This window comes from Streptomyces sp. NPDC041191, from assembly GCF_055591945.1.
In genome coordinates this window covers 80,373-96,566 of record NZ_JBVIZC010000006.1, presented here as the reverse complement: position 1 = coordinate 96,566, position 16,194 = coordinate 80,373, and the positions used below count along the sequence as shown (strand labels likewise).

Sequence of the window (16,194 nt, the reverse complement as noted above, 5' to 3'; positions counted from 1 at the left end):
AGGGACACCCGCCGCGCGCACGGCCTCTCCCGGCGCGCGGAACCTCCTCCTACGCGTACGTCCTTCCCGTGCGCGCAGGAACTCCCCGTACGCGTACGCCCTTCCCCCGCGCCTACGGGCCCCGCAGCGCCGCCGCTCCCCCGGCGGCGTTGCTCCGTTTCGGGAGCGCCGATTCGCTTCGCGAGCGCCGATTCGCTTCGCGAGCACTGCTCCACTTCGGGAGCGACAGGCTGTTCCGGGAGCGCCGGACCGCTCCGGGAGCGCCAGTCCGCTCCAGGAGCCCCGATCGGCTCCGGAAGCCCCGATCCACTTCGAGAGCACTGGTCACCTTCGAGAGCACTGACCCGCTTCAAGAGCGCCGGCCACTCCGAGAACCACGATCCGGCCCCGGAGGAAGGCGTGTTCAGCGGCGGGGCAGGAAACCGGCCAGGACCGCGTCGAGCCGGACCGTCCACTCGTCGACGCGGGCGGCGCGGCGGCCGTCGAGCTCGCACGTGTACGCGCCGCCCTCGCGGAGCGAGACCGCGACGCGCAGTCCCCGGCCGCGCCGGGTGCGCGCCAGGTCCACGCCCGCGATCTCCTCCCAGCCGAACTCCACCTCCTCGCCGTAGAGCTGGAGGTGCACCCCGGAACCGTCCACCACGATCCCGGACACCCGGTCGGCGGCCACGAAGACGGCCGGGTCCCCCGGTGCGGAGGAGGGCGGCGGGGGGACGGCGTAGGCGGCGGGAGGCCCGTAGCCCGGGGCGGGCGCGGCGCCGACCGGGGGCCCGAAGCCCGGCGCGGACGGATACCCGTACCCGGCCGGGGGCGCGGACGCGGGGACCGTCACGAAACCGGCCGCGGCCGCCGCGGCGGGGCCGACGGGCGGCACGCCCCCGCCGGACACCGCGGGCACTCCCCCGTCCACCGCCGGTACGACCACCGTGGCGGTCGGCGCTCCCGTCCCCGCCCCCGGCTCCGCCTCCCCCAGCGCGTCCAGGATCTCGTCCGGCGTCGGCCGCTCGGCCGGGTCCTTGGCGAGGCAGCGCGCCACGAGGCCGCGCAGCGCCCCGGGGACGGCGCCGAGGTCCGGGGCCTCGTGGACCGAGCGGTACATGAGGCCCATGGGCGTGCCCTCGCCGAAGGGGCGTCCGCCCGCGGCGGCGACGAGGACGGCGCCGAGGGCGAAGACGTCGGTGGCGCCCGTCACCTCCTCGCCGAGGGCCTGTTCGGGGGCGAGGTAGCCGGGGGTGCCGAAGGCGGAGCCGGTGGCGGTGAGCCGGGTCGACTCGACCGCGCGGGCGATCCCGAAGTCGAGGACGCGCGGTCCGTCGGACGCCATGACGATGTTGCCGGGCTTGAGGTCGCGGTGGACGAGCCCGCAGGCGTGGATGGCCTCCAGGGCCTCCGCGAGCGCGGCGCCGAGCGCGCGCAGCCGCGGCTCGTCCATCGGGCCCTCGGCGGCGACGAGTCCGGCGAGGGTGGGGCCGGGGATGTAGGCGGTGGCGAGCCAGGGCGCCTCGGCGTCGGGGTCGGCGTCGACGACCTGCGCGGTGTGGAAGCCGCCGACCCGCCGGGCCGCGGCGACCTCGGCGCGGAAGCGGGCGCGGAAGGAGGGGTCGGAGGCGAGTTCCGGCCGCGCCACCTTGACGGCGACGGCGCGTCCGCCGCGCGAGCGGGCGAGGTACACGGTGCCCATGCCGCCTTCGCCCAGCTTGTTCTCGATGACGTATCTGCCGATGAGGGTCCCCACGCGGGACAGTATGACCGAACCCCCTACCTTGACCAGTCCATGACATGAGTCCACCATGTGCCGGGCACGCCGCTCCACCTCGCTCCGTCGTTCTCGTTGTCGCGCTCCCCCACCCCCCACACCACAGGAGACAGCATGCGACGTTCACCCCGCGGCAGGAGGTCCGCCGGCCTGGCGGCCCTCCTGGCGCTCGCCCTCGCGGCGCCCCTCTCCGCGCTCGCGACCCCCGCCGGGGCCGACCCCGCGCCGGCCGGCACCGCCCGCGCCGCCGGGGCCGGGGAGGTGATCCGGCAGTACGAGATCACCGGACCCTCCACCCCGGCCGCCCGCACCGCGCTCACCGCCACCGGCGTCTCGATCGACGAGGTCGACGCCCGCTCGGTCGTGGTCAGCGCGAACGCCGAACAGCTCGGGCGCCTCCGGGCCCTGGGCCACGAGCCGGTGGCCCTGCCGGCCCCTCCGGACCGGGGCGGGGCCGTCCGGTCGGCGCTCGGCCCGCTGGACTTCCCGTCGGCGGACTCCCGTTACCACAACTACGCCGAGGCGAACGCGGAGATCGACCAGCGGATCGCCCAGTACCCCTCGATCATGAGCAAGCGGGTGATCGGGAAGTCGTACGAGGGCCGGGACATCGTCGCGATCAAGATCAGCGACAACGTGGCCGCCGACGAGAACGAGCCCGAGGTCCTCTTCACCCACCACCAGCACGCCCGCGAGCACCTCACCGTCGAGATGGCGCTCTACCTGCTGCGCGAACTCGGCGCGGGCTACGGCACGGACAGCAGGATCACCAACGCCGTGAACGGGCGCGAGATCTGGATCGTCCCGGACCTCAACCCGGACGGCGGCGAGTACGACATCGCCTCCGGCTCGTACCGGAGCTGGCGCAAGAACCGGCAGCCCAACTCCGGTTCCTCGTACGTCGGCACGGACCTCAACCGGAACTGGGACTACAAGTGGGGCTGCTGCGGCGGCTCGTCCGGCTCCAAGGGCTCCGAGACCTACCGGGGCGCGGCCCCCGAGTCCGCCCCCGAGGTGAAGGTCGTCGCCGACTTCGTCCGCTCCCGGGTGGTCGGCGGGAAGCAGCAGATCAAGGCGGCCATCGACTTCCACACGTACAGCGAACTGGTCCTCTGGCCGTTCGGCTGGACCACCGCCGACACCACCACCGGCATGACCGCGGACGACCGGAACGCCTTCGCGGCCGCGGGGAAGAAGATGGCGGCGAGCAACGGCTACACGCCCGAGCAGTCCAGCGACCTGTACGTCACGGACGGCTCGATCGACGACTACCTGTGGGGTGCGCAGAAGATCTTCGCGTACACCTTCGAGATGTACCCGTCCTCGTCCTCCGGCGGCGGCTTCTACCCGCCCGACGAGGTCATCGACCGCGAGACGGCCCGCAACCGCGACGCGGTGCTCCAGCTCCTGGAGAACGCGGACTGCATGTACCGCTCGATCGGTAAGCAGGGGCAGTACTGCGCGGTTTGATCCCCTGGACGAAGGCCGGGGCCGACGGGAGGAACCTCCCGCCGGCCCCGGCCGGTGCGTGGGTGCCGTCAGCCCCGCCGGTGTAGTTCGACGCGGTCCGACAAGTCGTCGATGTCGTAGAGGACGTAGAGCCCGCCCTCGCCGCCCCGCCCGGCGACCCTCACCATGGAGTCCAGGGCGAACGAGGGCGTGTCGAAGCCCAGGTCGATCCCCTGGTCCCGGTCGCCGTCGTCGCTGAACGACCATTCTCCGCACGAGGTGATCAGCCGCTCGGGAGATCGCTCGACGGGGAAGTCACGGGCGCAGAACGTTCCGTCCGTACGGAACTCCACGGAGGCCCCGTCCCCGTCCGTCCACACTCCCGCCAGCTGACGGGCGGAGATGGTTCCGGGCGCCACCGGCCCCCACCCGGTGAACCAGGCGAGTGCGAGCCCGGCGGCCAGCAGGGCACCGACAGCGGCCAAGATCCTCTTCGCCTTCATCAGGGTGTCACCAATGTCGTTTCCGTCCACGTGATCGTCTGCGACACCTCGGCACCGGTTCCGGTCACCTGGCCCGCAGCATCCAAGGCCTTTCCGGCGGTCGCATCGTAGTGTTGACGCGCCCCACCGGGCCAATGCGTGGCGGAGGTCCAGTTGGTGTTGTTCTTCAGGAGGATGTCGATGCTCGCCGCGCCGTCGCGGGGGCGCGCCGTTCGCGCGGACGCGCCCCCGCGAACGGGTCAGCGGCGCAGCTTTAGGCGGTGCACCCCTCCGTCGACCGTACCGACGTAGAGCGTGCGGCCGTCGGGGGCGGCGGCCAGCTTGGTGGCGTCGGTGTTCTGCAGGCCGCTCGACACGTTCTCCCACGTCAGGCCGTTGTCGGTGCTGCGCAGTACGCCCCGGCCGCCCTGGACGAGTCCGGACGCGGCCGAGCGGGTGGTGGCCGCGTAGAGCGCCCCGCCGGCCCGCAGCAGGTCCGAGACGTGGACCGCGAGCGGCCCGGTGTCGGCGGTGCGGAAGGTCCTGCCGCCGTCGGTGCTGACCCGGACGGACGAGCCTCCGACAACCAGGCGCCGGTCGTCCACCAGGATCGCGGAGACGGGGCCTTCCGCGACCTTGGTCACGGTGACGCCGCCGTCGTCCGAGCGGTAGAGGCCCGAGGCGTTGCCGAGCCAGAGGCGCCGCGGGTCGCGCGGATCACCGGCCATGGCCTCGAAGGCCCTCGGGTGGAAGAGGTTCTTCCAGGTCCTGCCGCCGTCGAGGGTCGAGAACAGGCCGTCGCCCAGGATGCTCCTGAAGCCGATCGTCACCCGGTCCGGGTCGGCCGGGTGGACCAGGATCGAGGTCGGGATCTCCGACGACACCCCCTTCACCCGCCAGGTCCGGCCGGCGTCGTCGCTGCGGGAGACCTCGAAGAGGCCGGTCGCGGTGCGCCGGACCTGCCACACCACCCTGCTGTCCCCGGGCGAGACGGCGATGTGCGAGGTGAGGCGGCCGGTCATGCCCTCCCCGCCGGACGGGCCCCACTCGGGGCTCGCGACGGGGACCGCGGTGCGGTAGGTGCCGCTCACCGTTCCGGCGAGCAGCCGGTCGCCACTGGTCGCGAGGGCGAAGACGGTCAGGCCCTGGACGCCGATCCTCCGGTAACCGGTGCCGTCGGCCGAACCGCGGTACAGGCCGTCCTGTTCGCTGGACACGGTCACCGAGCCGTCGGCCCAGCGGTCGTAGTCCATCGCGATGGCCGCCCCGGAGGGGGCGGGGGCGGGCTTCCAGGTCCTGCCGTGGTCGTGGCTCACCTGCCCGGCGCCGAACAGCGTGCGCAGGTACAGGTCGCCGCCGGAGGCGGACAGTCCGTGGCCGCCGCTCTCCAGGGGCAGCAGGGTGGACCAGGTGCGGCCCTTGTCGTAGGAGCCGCGGACGCCCGTGCCGGGGACGTACGTCGCCACCACGGCGGAGTCGGCCGCCATGCCGTAGACGCCCTCCACCGGCTCGTCGAGGAGGAGGCGCGCCGGGCCGGGGTCGCCCTTGCCGACGCCGTCGATCCGCCAGACGCCGTCGAAGGTCGCCAGGTACAGGGTGTCGCCGACGAGGGCGGCCTCGCGGACGGGACCGGTCACGCCGGTCGGGTACGCGGCCCAGCTGTCGCCCGCGTCCGTGCTGACCCTCAGCGTGTCGCCGGTCACGGCGGCGAGGGTGCGGGTCCCCTCGTCCGCGACGAACTCGTCGACGCGGACGTCGGGCACGTCGAGCGTGCGCCAGGTACGGCCGTTGTCGTCGGTGCGCAGGATCGTGCCCCGGCGGGTGGGGTCGCCGGCCGAGTTCACGGCGTACCACCAGCGGTCGGGACGGCGGGCGTCGACCACGACCGCCCCGGTGCCGCTGCCGTCGGCGACCGGCAGCCGGCCCACCTGGCGCCAGTGGGCGCCGCCGTCGGTGGTCAGCCAGGGGGCGGCCTTGCCGTACTGGGTCATGACGGCCTGCTTCGGCCGGGCGGGCGAGAGCGCGACGTGTCCGGCCTCGCCGTTCGGGCCGATGGGCTCCCATCGGTCGCCGCGGCTGCCGGCGGGAGTGACCTCGAAGGCGCCGGTGCCGGTGATCCGCCGGCCGTCGGTGGTCGTGGCCCGCACGGACAGCCGGTGGGCGCCGGCCGCCTTCCCGGTCACGTCGGCCTGGTAGTAGCCGGCGCCGTTCATGGTGGTGCGCAGGGTGAACGCCTTGCCGTGCGGCGGCGTGACGGTGACCTCCGGCGGCGCGTCCAGGGCGGCCGGGGCGGCGACGTGCACGGTGGAACGGCCGTCGCTCGGGTCGGGGGACGCCTGGACGACCAGGTGCCGGACGACGAGCAGGTACGGCACCCGGAGGGCCGGGCCGCGCGCGGGGGTGGCCGTGATCAGGCCGCTGATCTCCGTGTCGGCGGCCGGGCGGTCGGCGCGCAGGGTGACGGTGACGGTCGCGGTCCCCCCGGCGGGGACGGTGACCCGCGCCGGGGACACGGTGGCGGGCCCGGTGCTGCCGAGGGCGGTGGTCAGCGGCTCCTTGCCGGGGTTGGTCAGGCGTATCTCCGCGGTGCCGCCGACGGTCCGGTCCGCCAGGTCGGCGAGGCCGAACGACACGGCCGTCGGGGAGGCGCCGAGGGTGGCCGACGCCGCGGCGGCCACGTCGAGCCGCCCGTTGCCCCGGACGGTGGGACCGGCGCCGGGGAGCTGCTTCGCGGTGCCGACGAGTGCGGACCTGATCGCGTCGGGGCCCTGGTCCGGGCGCAGCTGGCGCAGCAGCGCGGCGGCGCCGGCGACGTGCGGGCTCGCCATCGAGGTGCCCGACATGCGGTAGACGCCGGGCCCGTACATCGAGGTGGGGATCGCCGAGCGGATCTCCACGCCGGGGGCGACCAGGTCGGGCTTGAGGGCGAAGCCGGTGCCGGGGCCGCGCGAGGAGAACGAGGCCACCTGGTCGGTGGAGTCGGTGCCGCGCAGGGTGACGAGCACCTTCCCTGCGGCCAGTTCGCGGCTCAGCTGGGCGTACTGGGTCGTGTCGATGCCCATGAGGACCAGGCGGTCCATGCGCAGCGAGTCGCCGGAGGCGGCGGTCCGCGCGAAGTCGGGGCGGGCGGGGGTCGCCGGGACCTCGACCGTTCCCGGGGTGGTGGCGAGCACGGGTCCGCCGTGGGCCGGGAGGCCGCCGAGCACGGCGAGCGCGCCGCGCTCCTCGGCCTCGCGCGCCCAGTCGATGTCGTTCTGGCTCAGGACGTCCGTACCGGGCGCGACGAGGATGTCGGCCCGCAGGATCTTGCCCCGTACGTCACCGACCCGCTTCCAGTCCTCGGCGGTGCCCGCGCCGACGTCCACGAGCGGGGCGGTGACCGGTTCCCGGGGCGGGTTGGCGGACAGGATGCCCCGGTACGTCTGGATCAGTTCGGGTTCCCTGCCCGCCAGGTACGCGTTGGGCGTCCGCACCCCGCTGGTGGAGGCGCCGACGGCGATGACGCCGTCGGCCGACGCCGGGGTGTTGACGGTGCCGGCGCCGGGTCCGCTGTTGCCCGCCGCCGCGACGACGACCACTCCGGCGCGTACGGCGGCGGTCGCCGCGCGGCCCAGCGGGTCGGTGCCGTCGCCGGGGCCGCCGAGGCTCATGTTGATGACGTCGGCCCGGTGGGGGTTGGCCGGGTCGGCCGCCGCCTCGATGCCGGCGATGATGTCGGAGGTGTACCCGCTGCCGTCGGCGCCGGTGACCTTGTAGGCCAGCAGGCGCGCGTCGGGCGCCATGCCGGTGACGCCCCCCTTCGCGGCCGCCCTGCCCGCGATGATGCCCGCGACGTGGGTGCCGTGCCCGTTGTCGTCCATCGGGTCGCCGTCGCCGTTGGCGAAGTCGTAGCCGCCGACGACCTTGTGGCCCTCGCCGAAGCCGCCGCCCAGGTCGGGGTGGCCGTAGTCCACGCCGCTGTCCAGGACCGCCACGACGGTGCCCCTGCCGGTGGCCTTCGTCCCGGCCGGGTCCTCGCGCTTCCACACCTCGGGCGCGCCGGTCAGCGGCACGCTGGTGTCCGTGCGCACCTGTACGCGGGTGTCGGGCCGGACGGCGGCGACGCCCGGCAGGGCGGCCAGCCGCGCCGTCTCGGAGGCGGGCACCGTCATCGCCACGGCGTTGACGAGCAGGCCGAGTCGGCGGGGCGAGGCGGGGTGCAGTCCGGCGTTCCGGGCGGTCGCGACGAGGGCGTCCTGCCGTACCGCCAGGGCCTGCCGGGCGGCGCCGACGGCGGAGGCCGCGGCGGCGCCCGGGGACGTGAGGGAACCGCCGGGGGCGGCGGCGACGGCCGCCTCCCCGGACAGTTCGACGATGACCCGCCGGTTCGTGTCGGGCGAGTCCGCGGTGGCGGTCGTGGTGCCGGGCAGCGCGGTGAGCGTTCCGGCGAGCGCCGCGGTGGTGACCGTGACGGCCGCCAGGCGCCGGCTTCTTCGTGGGTTCTTGGCCATGGACAAAGGTCCTAGCCCCGAAGTCACTCTCCGTACAACGGATTCCGGCGGCCCCTTGCTGCCCCTGGCACAAGTGGGCCAGTATCCGCATATGACGACCGCGCTCACCGCCGCAGGCATCGATCCGTTCGACGAGAGCGTCTACCGGGCCGTCCTGGCCCGGCGCACGGCGGCCCCGGCCGAACTCGCCGCCGACCTCGGCTGCTCCCCCGTCCGTGCCGCCAGGGCGCTGGACCGGCTGCACGACCACGGTCTGGTCGGGCGGCTCGCGGGCGTCCGCCGCCGGTACGCGGCGATCGAGCCGGAGGCCGCGGTCGAGTCCCTGGTGCGGGCCAGGGCCGAGGAGCTGGACCGGGTCCGTTCGGCGGCGGGCGAGCTGTCCCGCCTCTTCGCGGCGGCCCGGGCCGGTTCCACCGGGGAGGACGAGGTGGAGATCGCCACCGGCCGCGAGGCGCTGGGGCGTTGGTTCGTCCGCCTCCAGCAGGAGGCGCGCGAGGACGTCATGACGCTGGACCGGCCGCCGTACGCCCTGACCACCTCCAACCCGGTGGAGAGCAACGCGCTGGGGCGCGGCGTGCGCTACCGCGCGGTCTACGCCCCCGAGGCGCTGGAGTGGCCGGGGGTGCTGGAGGACATCCGCGGGCTCGTGCGCCGCGGCGAGCAGGCCCGGGTGATGCCGGGCCTGCGGATCAAACTGGCCATCGCGGACCGGCGGCTGGCGCTGATGCCGCTCTCCCTGGACCTCGACGGCGTGCGCGCCGCGGTCGTCCGCCCCTCCGCCCTGCTGGACGCCCTCACCGACTACTGGGAGCTGTGCTGGAAGCAGGCCCTGCCGCTCGACCTCCCCGCCGAGGACCCGCTCGGCGAGGAGGACCGCCTGGTGCTGACCCTGCTGGTCAGCGGCCTCAAGGACGAGGCGATAGCCCGTCAGCTCGGCTGGTCGGTCCGCACCATGCGCCGGCGCATGAGCCGCCTCCACGAACTCCTGGGCGCGGTGAACCGCTTCCAGGCCGGTGTCGTCGCGGCCCGCCGCGGCTGGATCTGAGCCGCCGGGGGCGTCCGGGGCCGCGGCGCCCCGGTGCCGGTGCGGTCCTGCTCAGCCCAGGACGGCCAGCGCGTCGATCTCGACGAGGAGGCCGGGCGGGAGGCCGACGTACACGGTGGTGCGGGCGGCGGCGGGGGCCTTGAGGCCCTGCTCCTCGAAGTACCGGTTGTAGATCTCGTTCATCTCGGCGAAGTGGTCCACGTCCGTCAGGTAGACGCGCATCATCATCACGTCGTCCCAGGTCGCGCCGCCCTCCTCCAGGATCGCCTTGACGTTGGCGAAGGTCTGGAGGGTCTGCTCGCGCAGGGTCGGGCCCGCGACCGTCGGCGCCTGTCCCTCCACGGCGGGCAGGAAGCCGACCTGGCCGGCGACCTGGAGGATGTTGCCCTTCCGCACGCCGTGCGAGAACTTCGCGGGCGGGGCGGTGTGGGTGGCGGGGGTGATCGCGGTCTTCTCGGTCGTCTGCTCGGTCATGCGGTGTCCTTGGTCGGAGCGGTGCCGGAGTACTCCCGGCTGATGGCGTCCGCGGTGCGGCGCACCTGCGGGAGGAGGGCGAGGAGTTCGTCGGCCGTGACCACCACGTTGGGCGCCGAGACCGACAGGGCGGCGACGACCCGCCCGTCCGCGCCGCGGACGGGAGCGCCGACGCAGTTGATGGACTCCTCGTGGCCGCCGAGATCGGTGGCCCATCCCTGTTCGCGCACGATCTCCAGCTCCTTGAGGAAGGCGGCGGCGTTCGGCGTCGAACGGGGCGTGTACGGGGGGTAGTCGAGCTTCGCGGCGACCGCGCGCCGCTCGGCCTCGGGCAGGTCGGCGAGGAGCAGCTTGGCGACGGCGGCGACGGTGATCGCGACGGGCCGGCCGATGCGCGAGTACATGCGGACCGGGTAGCGGCTCTCGACCTTGTCGATGTAGAGGACCTCCCCCTCCTCGTACACCGCGAGGTGGACCGTGTGCCCGGTGCGCTCGTTGAGGGCGGCGAGGTGGGGGTGGGCGATCTCGCGGACGTCGAGGTTCTCGACGGCCTCCTGCGCGAGGGCGAAGAGCCGGGCGCCGAGACGGTAGCGCTGGTCCTGCTGGCGGTGGACGAGACCGTGCTCGTGGAGGGTGCGGAGCAGGCGCAGGGCCGTGGACTTGTGGACGCCGAGGCTCTCGGCGACCTGCCCGAGGTCGGCGGGGCCCCGCGCGAGCAGCGGCAGGATGCTGAGCGCCCGGTCGACGGTCTGGCTCATGGCGTGCGTACCTCCTGGTCGTTTCCCGTACGGCCGGGCCCCGCCGGGCGGGCCGCCGTCCGGCCGGCGTCCTCCCGGCCGTTCCCGGCCCGGTCGGGGGCCGCCCCGCCGGAGTCCTTCCCGCCGGAGGGCTTCCGGCCGTCCCCCGGCCGGCCGGCGTCCTCCCGGTCGGCCTCCGTCCAGCCGGGGCCGAGGTGAAGTGTCTCCCAGGCCGCGTCGTCGAGGGCCACCAGGCGGTCGGCGCGGTCCGTCCAGGAGGGCCGCCGCGCGGCGGCCAGGTCGCCGGGGACGGTGAGGGCGGCGGCGGCCATGAGGTGGCCGTGGCGGAGCCGGTCCCCGAGGCCGAGGCCGCGGAGGGTGGCGGAGAGGAAACCGGCGGCGAAGGCGTCCCCGGCGCCGATCGGGGAGACGACGTCGACGCGGGGGGCGGGGACGAAGGTGCCTTCCTCGGGGAGCACGCGGCTCCCGGTACGACGGTCTCCGGTACGACGGTCTCCGGTACGGCGGTCTCCGGTACGGCCGCCCCCGGCACCGCTCTCCCCGGTACCACCCTCCCCGTCACCGCCCTCCCCGGAGCGGCGGTCGACGGCCACGGCCCCGTCCGCGCCGAGCTTGACGACGACGACCCCGGGTTCGGGGAGGGCGCCGAAGACGGCGCGGGCGCTCCCCAGGCCCCAGAGCCCTTCCGCCTCGTCCGCGCCGACGAAGACGACGTCGGCGCGGCGGGCGAGCGCGAGCAGCACGTCGGGCGCGCCGCCGTCGCGCCACAGGGCCGGCCGGTGGTTGACGTCGAAGGAGACGAGCGGCCGGCCGGGGCGCGGGGCGGTGAGGTCCCTCATCAGGGCGAGGCAGTCCTCGGAGAGGGCGGCGGTGATGCCGGTGAGGTGCAGGATCCGGGCGCCGGCGACGGTCTCGTAGGGGACGGTGGCCGGGGACATGGCCGAGGCGGCGGAACCGGCCCGGTAGTAGACGACCTCGTGGGCGTCGGTGGCCCGGTCCCGGTCCGTGCGGAAGTAGATCCCGGTCGGCCGGTGCGGGTCGCGGCCGACGGCGGTGACGTCCACGCCGTGGCCGCCGACGGTGTCGAGGAGGTGGTCGCCGAAGCCGTCGCGGCCGACGCGGCCGACCCACTTGGCGCGGTGGCCGGCGGCGGCCAGGGCGCAGGCGACGTTGGACTCGGCACCGCCGATCGCGCGGGTGAAGGAAGGGACGTCCGCGAGGGGGCCCGGCCGGGAGGGGAGGAAGGTGACCATCGACTCGCCGAGGCAGACGACGTCCGGGGCCGCGGCGGCCGCGTCCGCGGGTGCGTCTCCGCTCACTCTCGTGCTCCCTGCGTCTCCCACGGGTCCATTGACCCGGCCTTGGCCCGGATGTTAGACAACGATGAGCAAGATGCGCAATGAACGTTGCACAGCTTGCAACACCGACGAGGAGGAGATCCCATGCCCGACCCGGCGAACGATCCGGTGAACGGCCCGGCGGACGGCCGAACGGACCGCCCGGCGGGCGGACCCGCGAACGATCCGGCGGCCCGGACGCCCGCGCGGACGGGAACGACGGCCGGCCCGGCCCGCCGCGCCCCGGACCCCGCCGCCGAACGCGTCGACCACCGCTTCAAAGCCCTCCCCCCGGACGCCGAGGGCCTGACCGTCGGGGAGCTCTCCGCCCAGCGCCGGAACCTCTTCACCGGCGGCTACACCACCCCCGTCCTCGCCCTCTCCGCCGAGTCCGTCGCGCACAACCTGCGCCTCCTGGAGACCTACGCCGAGCGGCACGGCCTCGCCTTCGCCCCGCACGGCAAGACCTCCATGGCCCCCCAGCTCTTCGACCGGCAGCTGGAGCACGGCGCCTGGGGCATCACCGCCGCCGTGCCCCACCATGCCCGTGTCTACCGCGCCCACGGCATCGCCCGGATCTTCCTCGCCAACGAGCTGGCCGACCCCGCCGCCCTGCGCTGGCTGGCCGCCGAGCTCGACGCCGACCCGGACTTCCGCTTCGTCTGCTACGTGGACTCCGTGCGCGGCGTCGAGCTGATGGACGAGGCCCTGCGCGACGCCGGGGCGTCCCGCCCGGTGGACGTCGTGGTCGAACTGGGCGCGGGCGAGGAGGCGCGCACCGGCGTCCGTACGGAGGCCGGGTGCGCCGCCGTCGCCGACGCGGTCGCCGCCGCCGCGACCCTGCGGCTCGTCGGCGTCGCCGGGTACGAGGGGGAGGTGCCCCGGGCGAGCCCGGACCGGGTCCGGGCCTGGCTGCTGCGGCTGACCGGCCTCGCCGCCGCCTTCGACGCGGAGGGCCGTTTCGACGCCGGCATCGGGGAGATCGTGGTGAGCGCGGGCGGCAGCGCCTGGTTCGACACGGTCGCGGAGGTCTTCGCGGAGCTGCCCGCCCTCTCGCTCCCGGTCCTGAAGCTGCTGCGTTCCGGCGCGTACGTCTCGCACGACGACGGCCACTACCGGACCCTCACCCCCTTCAACCGGGTGCCGGAGGAGGGCGCGCTCCGGCCGGCGTTCCGGCTCTGGTCGCAGGTCGTCTCCCGTCCCACCGACGGGCAGGCGTTCACCAACGCGGGCAAGCGGGACGCCGCCCACGACCTGCACCTCCCGGAGGCGCAGGTGGTCCGCGACGCCCGTACGGGTGAGGTCCGGGCCGCGGAGGGCATCACCGTCACGGGCCTCTCCGACCAGCACGCCTGGCTCCGCACGGAGCCGGGGGCGGACCTGGAGGTCGGGGACTGGGTGGGGATGGGCCTCTCCCACCCGTGCACGGCGTTCGACAAGTGGCAGCTCATCCCGCTCGTCGAGGCCGACGGCACGGTGGTCGACCACATCCGCACCTTCTTCTGAGGCACCTTCTCCCGGGGCGCCCCCCTCCGGGGCACCTTCTCCGGAAAGGGGGCGCCTTCTCCGTAGGGGGCGCCCCCTACGGAGAAGGCCCCCCTCCACCACGCGTCCCTCCGGGACGCCGTCCTCCGAAACCGTCCGAGAGCCGGGGAGCCGGAACAGTGCTGGAACTCGTCATCCGTGACGCCGAGGTCGTCGACGGCAGCGGCGGCCCCTCCTACCGGGCCGACGTCGGCGTCGAGGGGGGCCGGATCACCACGATCGTCCAGGAGGCCGCCGCCTCGGGCTGCCAGCGGCCCGTCGGCCGCCGGACCCTGGACGCCGAGGGGCTGGTCCTCACCCCCGGCTTCGTCGACATGCACGCCCACAGCGACCTCGCGCTGCTCCGCGACCCGGACCACTCCGCGAAGGCCGCCCAGGGCGTGACCCTGGAGGTCCTGGGCCAGGACGGCCTGTCGTACGCGCCGGTGGACGACCGCACACTCGCGGAGGTGCGCCGGGCGATCACCGGCTGGAACGGCGACGGCTCCGGCCTCGACACGGACTGGCGCACGGTCGGCGAGTACCTGGACCGGCTCGACCACGCGCACGGCGGCCGGGGCATCGCCGTCAACGCCGCCTACCTCGTCCCCCAGGGGACGGTCCGCGCCCTGGCGGTCGGCTGGGAGGACCGCCCGGCGACGGGGGCCGAGCTGGACCGGATGCGGCGGCTCGTCGCGGAGGGCCTGGAGCAGGGCGCGGTCGGCATGTCCTCCGGCCTGACGTACACCCCGGGGATGTACGCGCCGGCCGCCGAACTGACCGAACTGTGCCGGGTCGTCGCGGAGTACGGCGGCTACTACTGCCCGCACCACCGCTCGTACGGCGCCGGGGCGCTCGACGCCTACGCGGAGATGGTCGCCCTCACCCGCGAGGCCGGGTGCGCCCTGCACCTGGCCCACGCCACCATGAACTTCGGCGTGAACGAGGGCAGGGCCGCCGAGCTGCTCGCGCTCCTGGACGGGGCCCTGGACGCGGGCGCGGACATCAGCCTCGACACGTACCCGTACACCTCCGGCTGCACGACCCTGGTGGCCCTGCTGCCGAGCTGGGCGAGCGAGGGCGGCCCGGAGGCGGTGCTCGCGCGGCTCCGGGACGACGCGACGGCCGCGCGGATCGGGCACCACCTGGAGGTGGTCGGCTCGGACGGCTGCCACGGCGTCCCCGTCGACTGGGACACGATCGAGGTCGCGGGGGTGAACGAGCCCGCGCTCGCGGGGTTCGTGGGCCGCCGCGTCGACGGCTGGGCCACGGCCCGCCGGCTCCTGGTCGAGGACCGGCTCGGCACCACGATCCTCCAGCACGTCGGCCACGAGGAGAACGTCCGGACGATCATGCGCCACCGGGTGCACACCGGCGGCTCGGACGGCATCCTCCAGGGCCTCAAGCCGCACCCGCGCGCGTACGGCACGTTCCCGGAGTACCTGGGGCGGTACGTGCGCGACCTCGGCGTCCTCTCCCTGGAGGAGTGCGTCGCCCACCTCACCTCCCGCCCGGCCGCCCGCCTCCGCCTGCCGGACCGGGGCCTGGTGCGCGAGGGGTACGTGGCCGACCTGGTCCTCCTCGACCCGGCGACGGTCGCGGCGGGCGCGACGTACGCGGCCCCGCGGACCCCGCCGAGGGGCATCCCGCACGTCCTGATCGGGGGGAGGTTCGTGATCGAGGACGGCAGGCGGACGGACGTCCTGGCGGGGAGGACGATCAGGCGGACGCCGGTGTCCCGCCCCTAGGGGTGTCCGGTCCCGGTCCTCGGGACAGGCCCCGGCCGCGCGGTACTCGGCGGCGAGGCGTTCCCGCCGGCCGGGCGGGAGCACGGCGAGCGGCACCGTGACGGGCCCCGGGTTCCCGACACGTGCTTGTCACACGGAAACGGGAATGCCGGTGCGGGAAGGGCCCGTTGCCGGGTGCATGACTCTCGGAGCAACGCTCAGCTCGACTTCCCGTCAGCTTCCGATCGACGACACGGTGCGGCTCGCGCGGGAGGCGCGCGACGCCGGCCTGCACTCCGCGTGGTTCGGCCAGACCTTCGCGTACGACTCGCCCTCGCTCGCCGCGATCGTCGGGCGCGAGGTGCCGGGCCTCCAGGTCGGGACGGCCGCGATCCCGGTCTTCGGCCGGCACCCGCTGCTCGTCTCGTCCCAGGCGCAGACGGCGCAGGCCGCCACCGGCGGCCGCTACCACCTCGGGCTCGCCCTGGGCACCCGCCATCTGACCGAGACCGGCTTCGGCATCCCGTACGAGCGGCCGATCGGGCTGCTCAGGGAGTTCCTGACCGCTCTGCGTCCGCTGCTCGAAACGGGCAGCGCCGACTTCCACGGGGAGTTCCTGACCGCCACGACCCCCTACTCGGCGTCGGTGCCGGGAGCCGGGCCGACGGTGCCGGTCCTGGTCGCCGCCATGGGGCCGCAGGCGCTTCGGGTCAGCGGCGAACTCGCCGACGGCATCCTGCCGTACCTGGCGGGGCCCCGGGCGCTCGCCGAGCACATCGTCCCGGCGGTCCACGCCGCCGCCGAGGCGGCGGGCCGCCCCGCGCCCCGGGTCGTGGCCCTCGTGCCGGGCGTGGTCACGTCCGACGCGGACGCCGTGCGGGAGACCTCGGCCGAGGCCCTCGCGCTCTACGAGCGGATCCCCTCCTACCGGCGGGTGATCGAGCTGTCGGGTGCCGAGCGGGCCGCCGACCTGGCCCTGATCGGCGACGAGGAGACCGTGGCCGCGGGGATACGGCGCTACCGCGAGGCGGGGGCGACGGAGGTGGTGTTCACCGCGACGGAGGTGAACGGCGAGGAGGACCGACGCCGCACCTGGAAGCTGCTCGGGGAGCTGAACAGGGCCCAGGCGTATTGATCACGAGCGTTGTTGAC

11 protein-coding genes are annotated in these 16,194 nt (G+C 74.9%); 5 read left to right on the top strand and 6 right to left on the bottom strand.

What is annotated here, in order from left to right; translation table 11 throughout:
- Window positions 1-403: 403 nt before the first annotated feature.
- Window positions 404-1,735, bottom strand: a complete 1,332-nt coding sequence (locus ACZ6AQ_RS13825; RefSeq protein ID WP_468759947.1) for a serine/threonine-protein kinase — start codon at window positions 1,733-1,735, stop codon at window positions 404-406.
- 135 nt (window positions 1,736-1,870) lie between these two features.
- Between ACZ6AQ_RS13825 and ACZ6AQ_RS13820 the strand changes: the two genes are divergently transcribed.
- Window positions 1,871-3,226, top strand: coding sequence for a M14 family metallopeptidase (locus ACZ6AQ_RS13820; protein ID WP_468759945.1), 1,356 nt, complete (start codon window positions 1,871-1,873; stop codon window positions 3,224-3,226).
- A gap of 68 nt (window positions 3,227-3,294) precedes the next feature.
- Here the strand turns inward: ACZ6AQ_RS13820 and ACZ6AQ_RS13815 are convergent, their stop codons facing one another.
- Window positions 3,295-3,690: a hypothetical protein gene (locus ACZ6AQ_RS13815; RefSeq protein WP_468759943.1), complete on the bottom strand. Its 396-nt coding sequence runs from the start codon at window positions 3,688-3,690 to the stop codon at window positions 3,295-3,297.
- 257 nt (window positions 3,691-3,947) lie between these two features.
- A complete protein-coding gene (locus ACZ6AQ_RS13810) occupies window positions 3,948-8,177 on the bottom strand; it encodes a S8 family serine peptidase (protein WP_468759942.1) in 4,230 nt (1,409 codons plus the stop codon).
- Between the two features lie 91 nt (window positions 8,178-8,268).
- Here ACZ6AQ_RS13810 and ACZ6AQ_RS13805 point away from each other — a divergent pair, with 91 nt between their 5' ends.
- Window positions 8,269-9,222 (top strand): helix-turn-helix domain-containing protein, encoded by a 954-nt coding sequence (locus tag ACZ6AQ_RS13805; protein ID WP_468759940.1) that lies wholly within the window; start codon window positions 8,269-8,271, stop codon window positions 9,220-9,222.
- Window positions 9,223-9,273: 51 nt separating this feature from the next.
- On the opposite strand, the gene ACZ6AQ_RS13800 is transcribed toward ACZ6AQ_RS13805, so the two are convergent.
- From ACZ6AQ_RS13800 to ACZ6AQ_RS13790, 3 genes are read right to left on the bottom strand one after another with little or no spacing between them, the layout of a single operon-like run.
- Window positions 9,274-9,696, bottom strand: coding sequence for a RidA family protein (locus ACZ6AQ_RS13800; protein WP_468759938.1), 423 nt, complete (start codon window positions 9,694-9,696; stop codon window positions 9,274-9,276).
- A complete protein-coding gene (locus ACZ6AQ_RS13795; RefSeq protein ID WP_388693302.1) occupies window positions 9,693-10,454 on the bottom strand; it encodes an IclR family transcriptional regulator in 762 nt (253 codons plus the stop codon). The genes ACZ6AQ_RS13800 and ACZ6AQ_RS13795 overlap by 4 nt, the downstream gene beginning before the upstream one ends.
- Window positions 10,451-11,773, bottom strand: coding sequence for a sugar kinase (locus tag ACZ6AQ_RS13790; RefSeq protein ID WP_468759937.1), 1,323 nt, complete (start codon window positions 11,771-11,773; stop codon window positions 10,451-10,453). Before ACZ6AQ_RS13790 ends, ACZ6AQ_RS13795 begins: the two co-directional genes overlap by 4 nt.
- 123 nt (window positions 11,774-11,896) lie before the next feature.
- Between ACZ6AQ_RS13790 and ACZ6AQ_RS13785 the strand changes: the two genes are divergently transcribed.
- The 3 genes from ACZ6AQ_RS13785 (at window position 11,897) to ACZ6AQ_RS13775 (ending at window position 16,177) form a co-directional block, all read left to right on the top strand.
- A complete protein-coding gene (locus tag ACZ6AQ_RS13785) occupies window positions 11,897-13,297 on the top strand; it encodes an alanine racemase (RefSeq protein WP_468759935.1) in 1,401 nt (466 codons plus the stop codon).
- A 158-nt stretch (window positions 13,298-13,455) separates the two neighbouring features.
- Window positions 13,456-15,063, top strand: coding sequence for an N-acyl-D-amino-acid deacylase family protein (locus tag ACZ6AQ_RS13780; protein WP_468759934.1), 1,608 nt, complete (start codon window positions 13,456-13,458; stop codon window positions 15,061-15,063).
- 178 nt (window positions 15,064-15,241) lie between these two features.
- Window positions 15,242-16,177 (top strand): LLM class F420-dependent oxidoreductase, encoded by a 936-nt coding sequence (locus ACZ6AQ_RS13775; protein ID WP_468759933.1) that lies wholly within the window; start codon window positions 15,242-15,244, stop codon window positions 16,175-16,177.
- The last annotated feature ends 17 nt before the right edge of the window (window positions 16,178-16,194 follow it).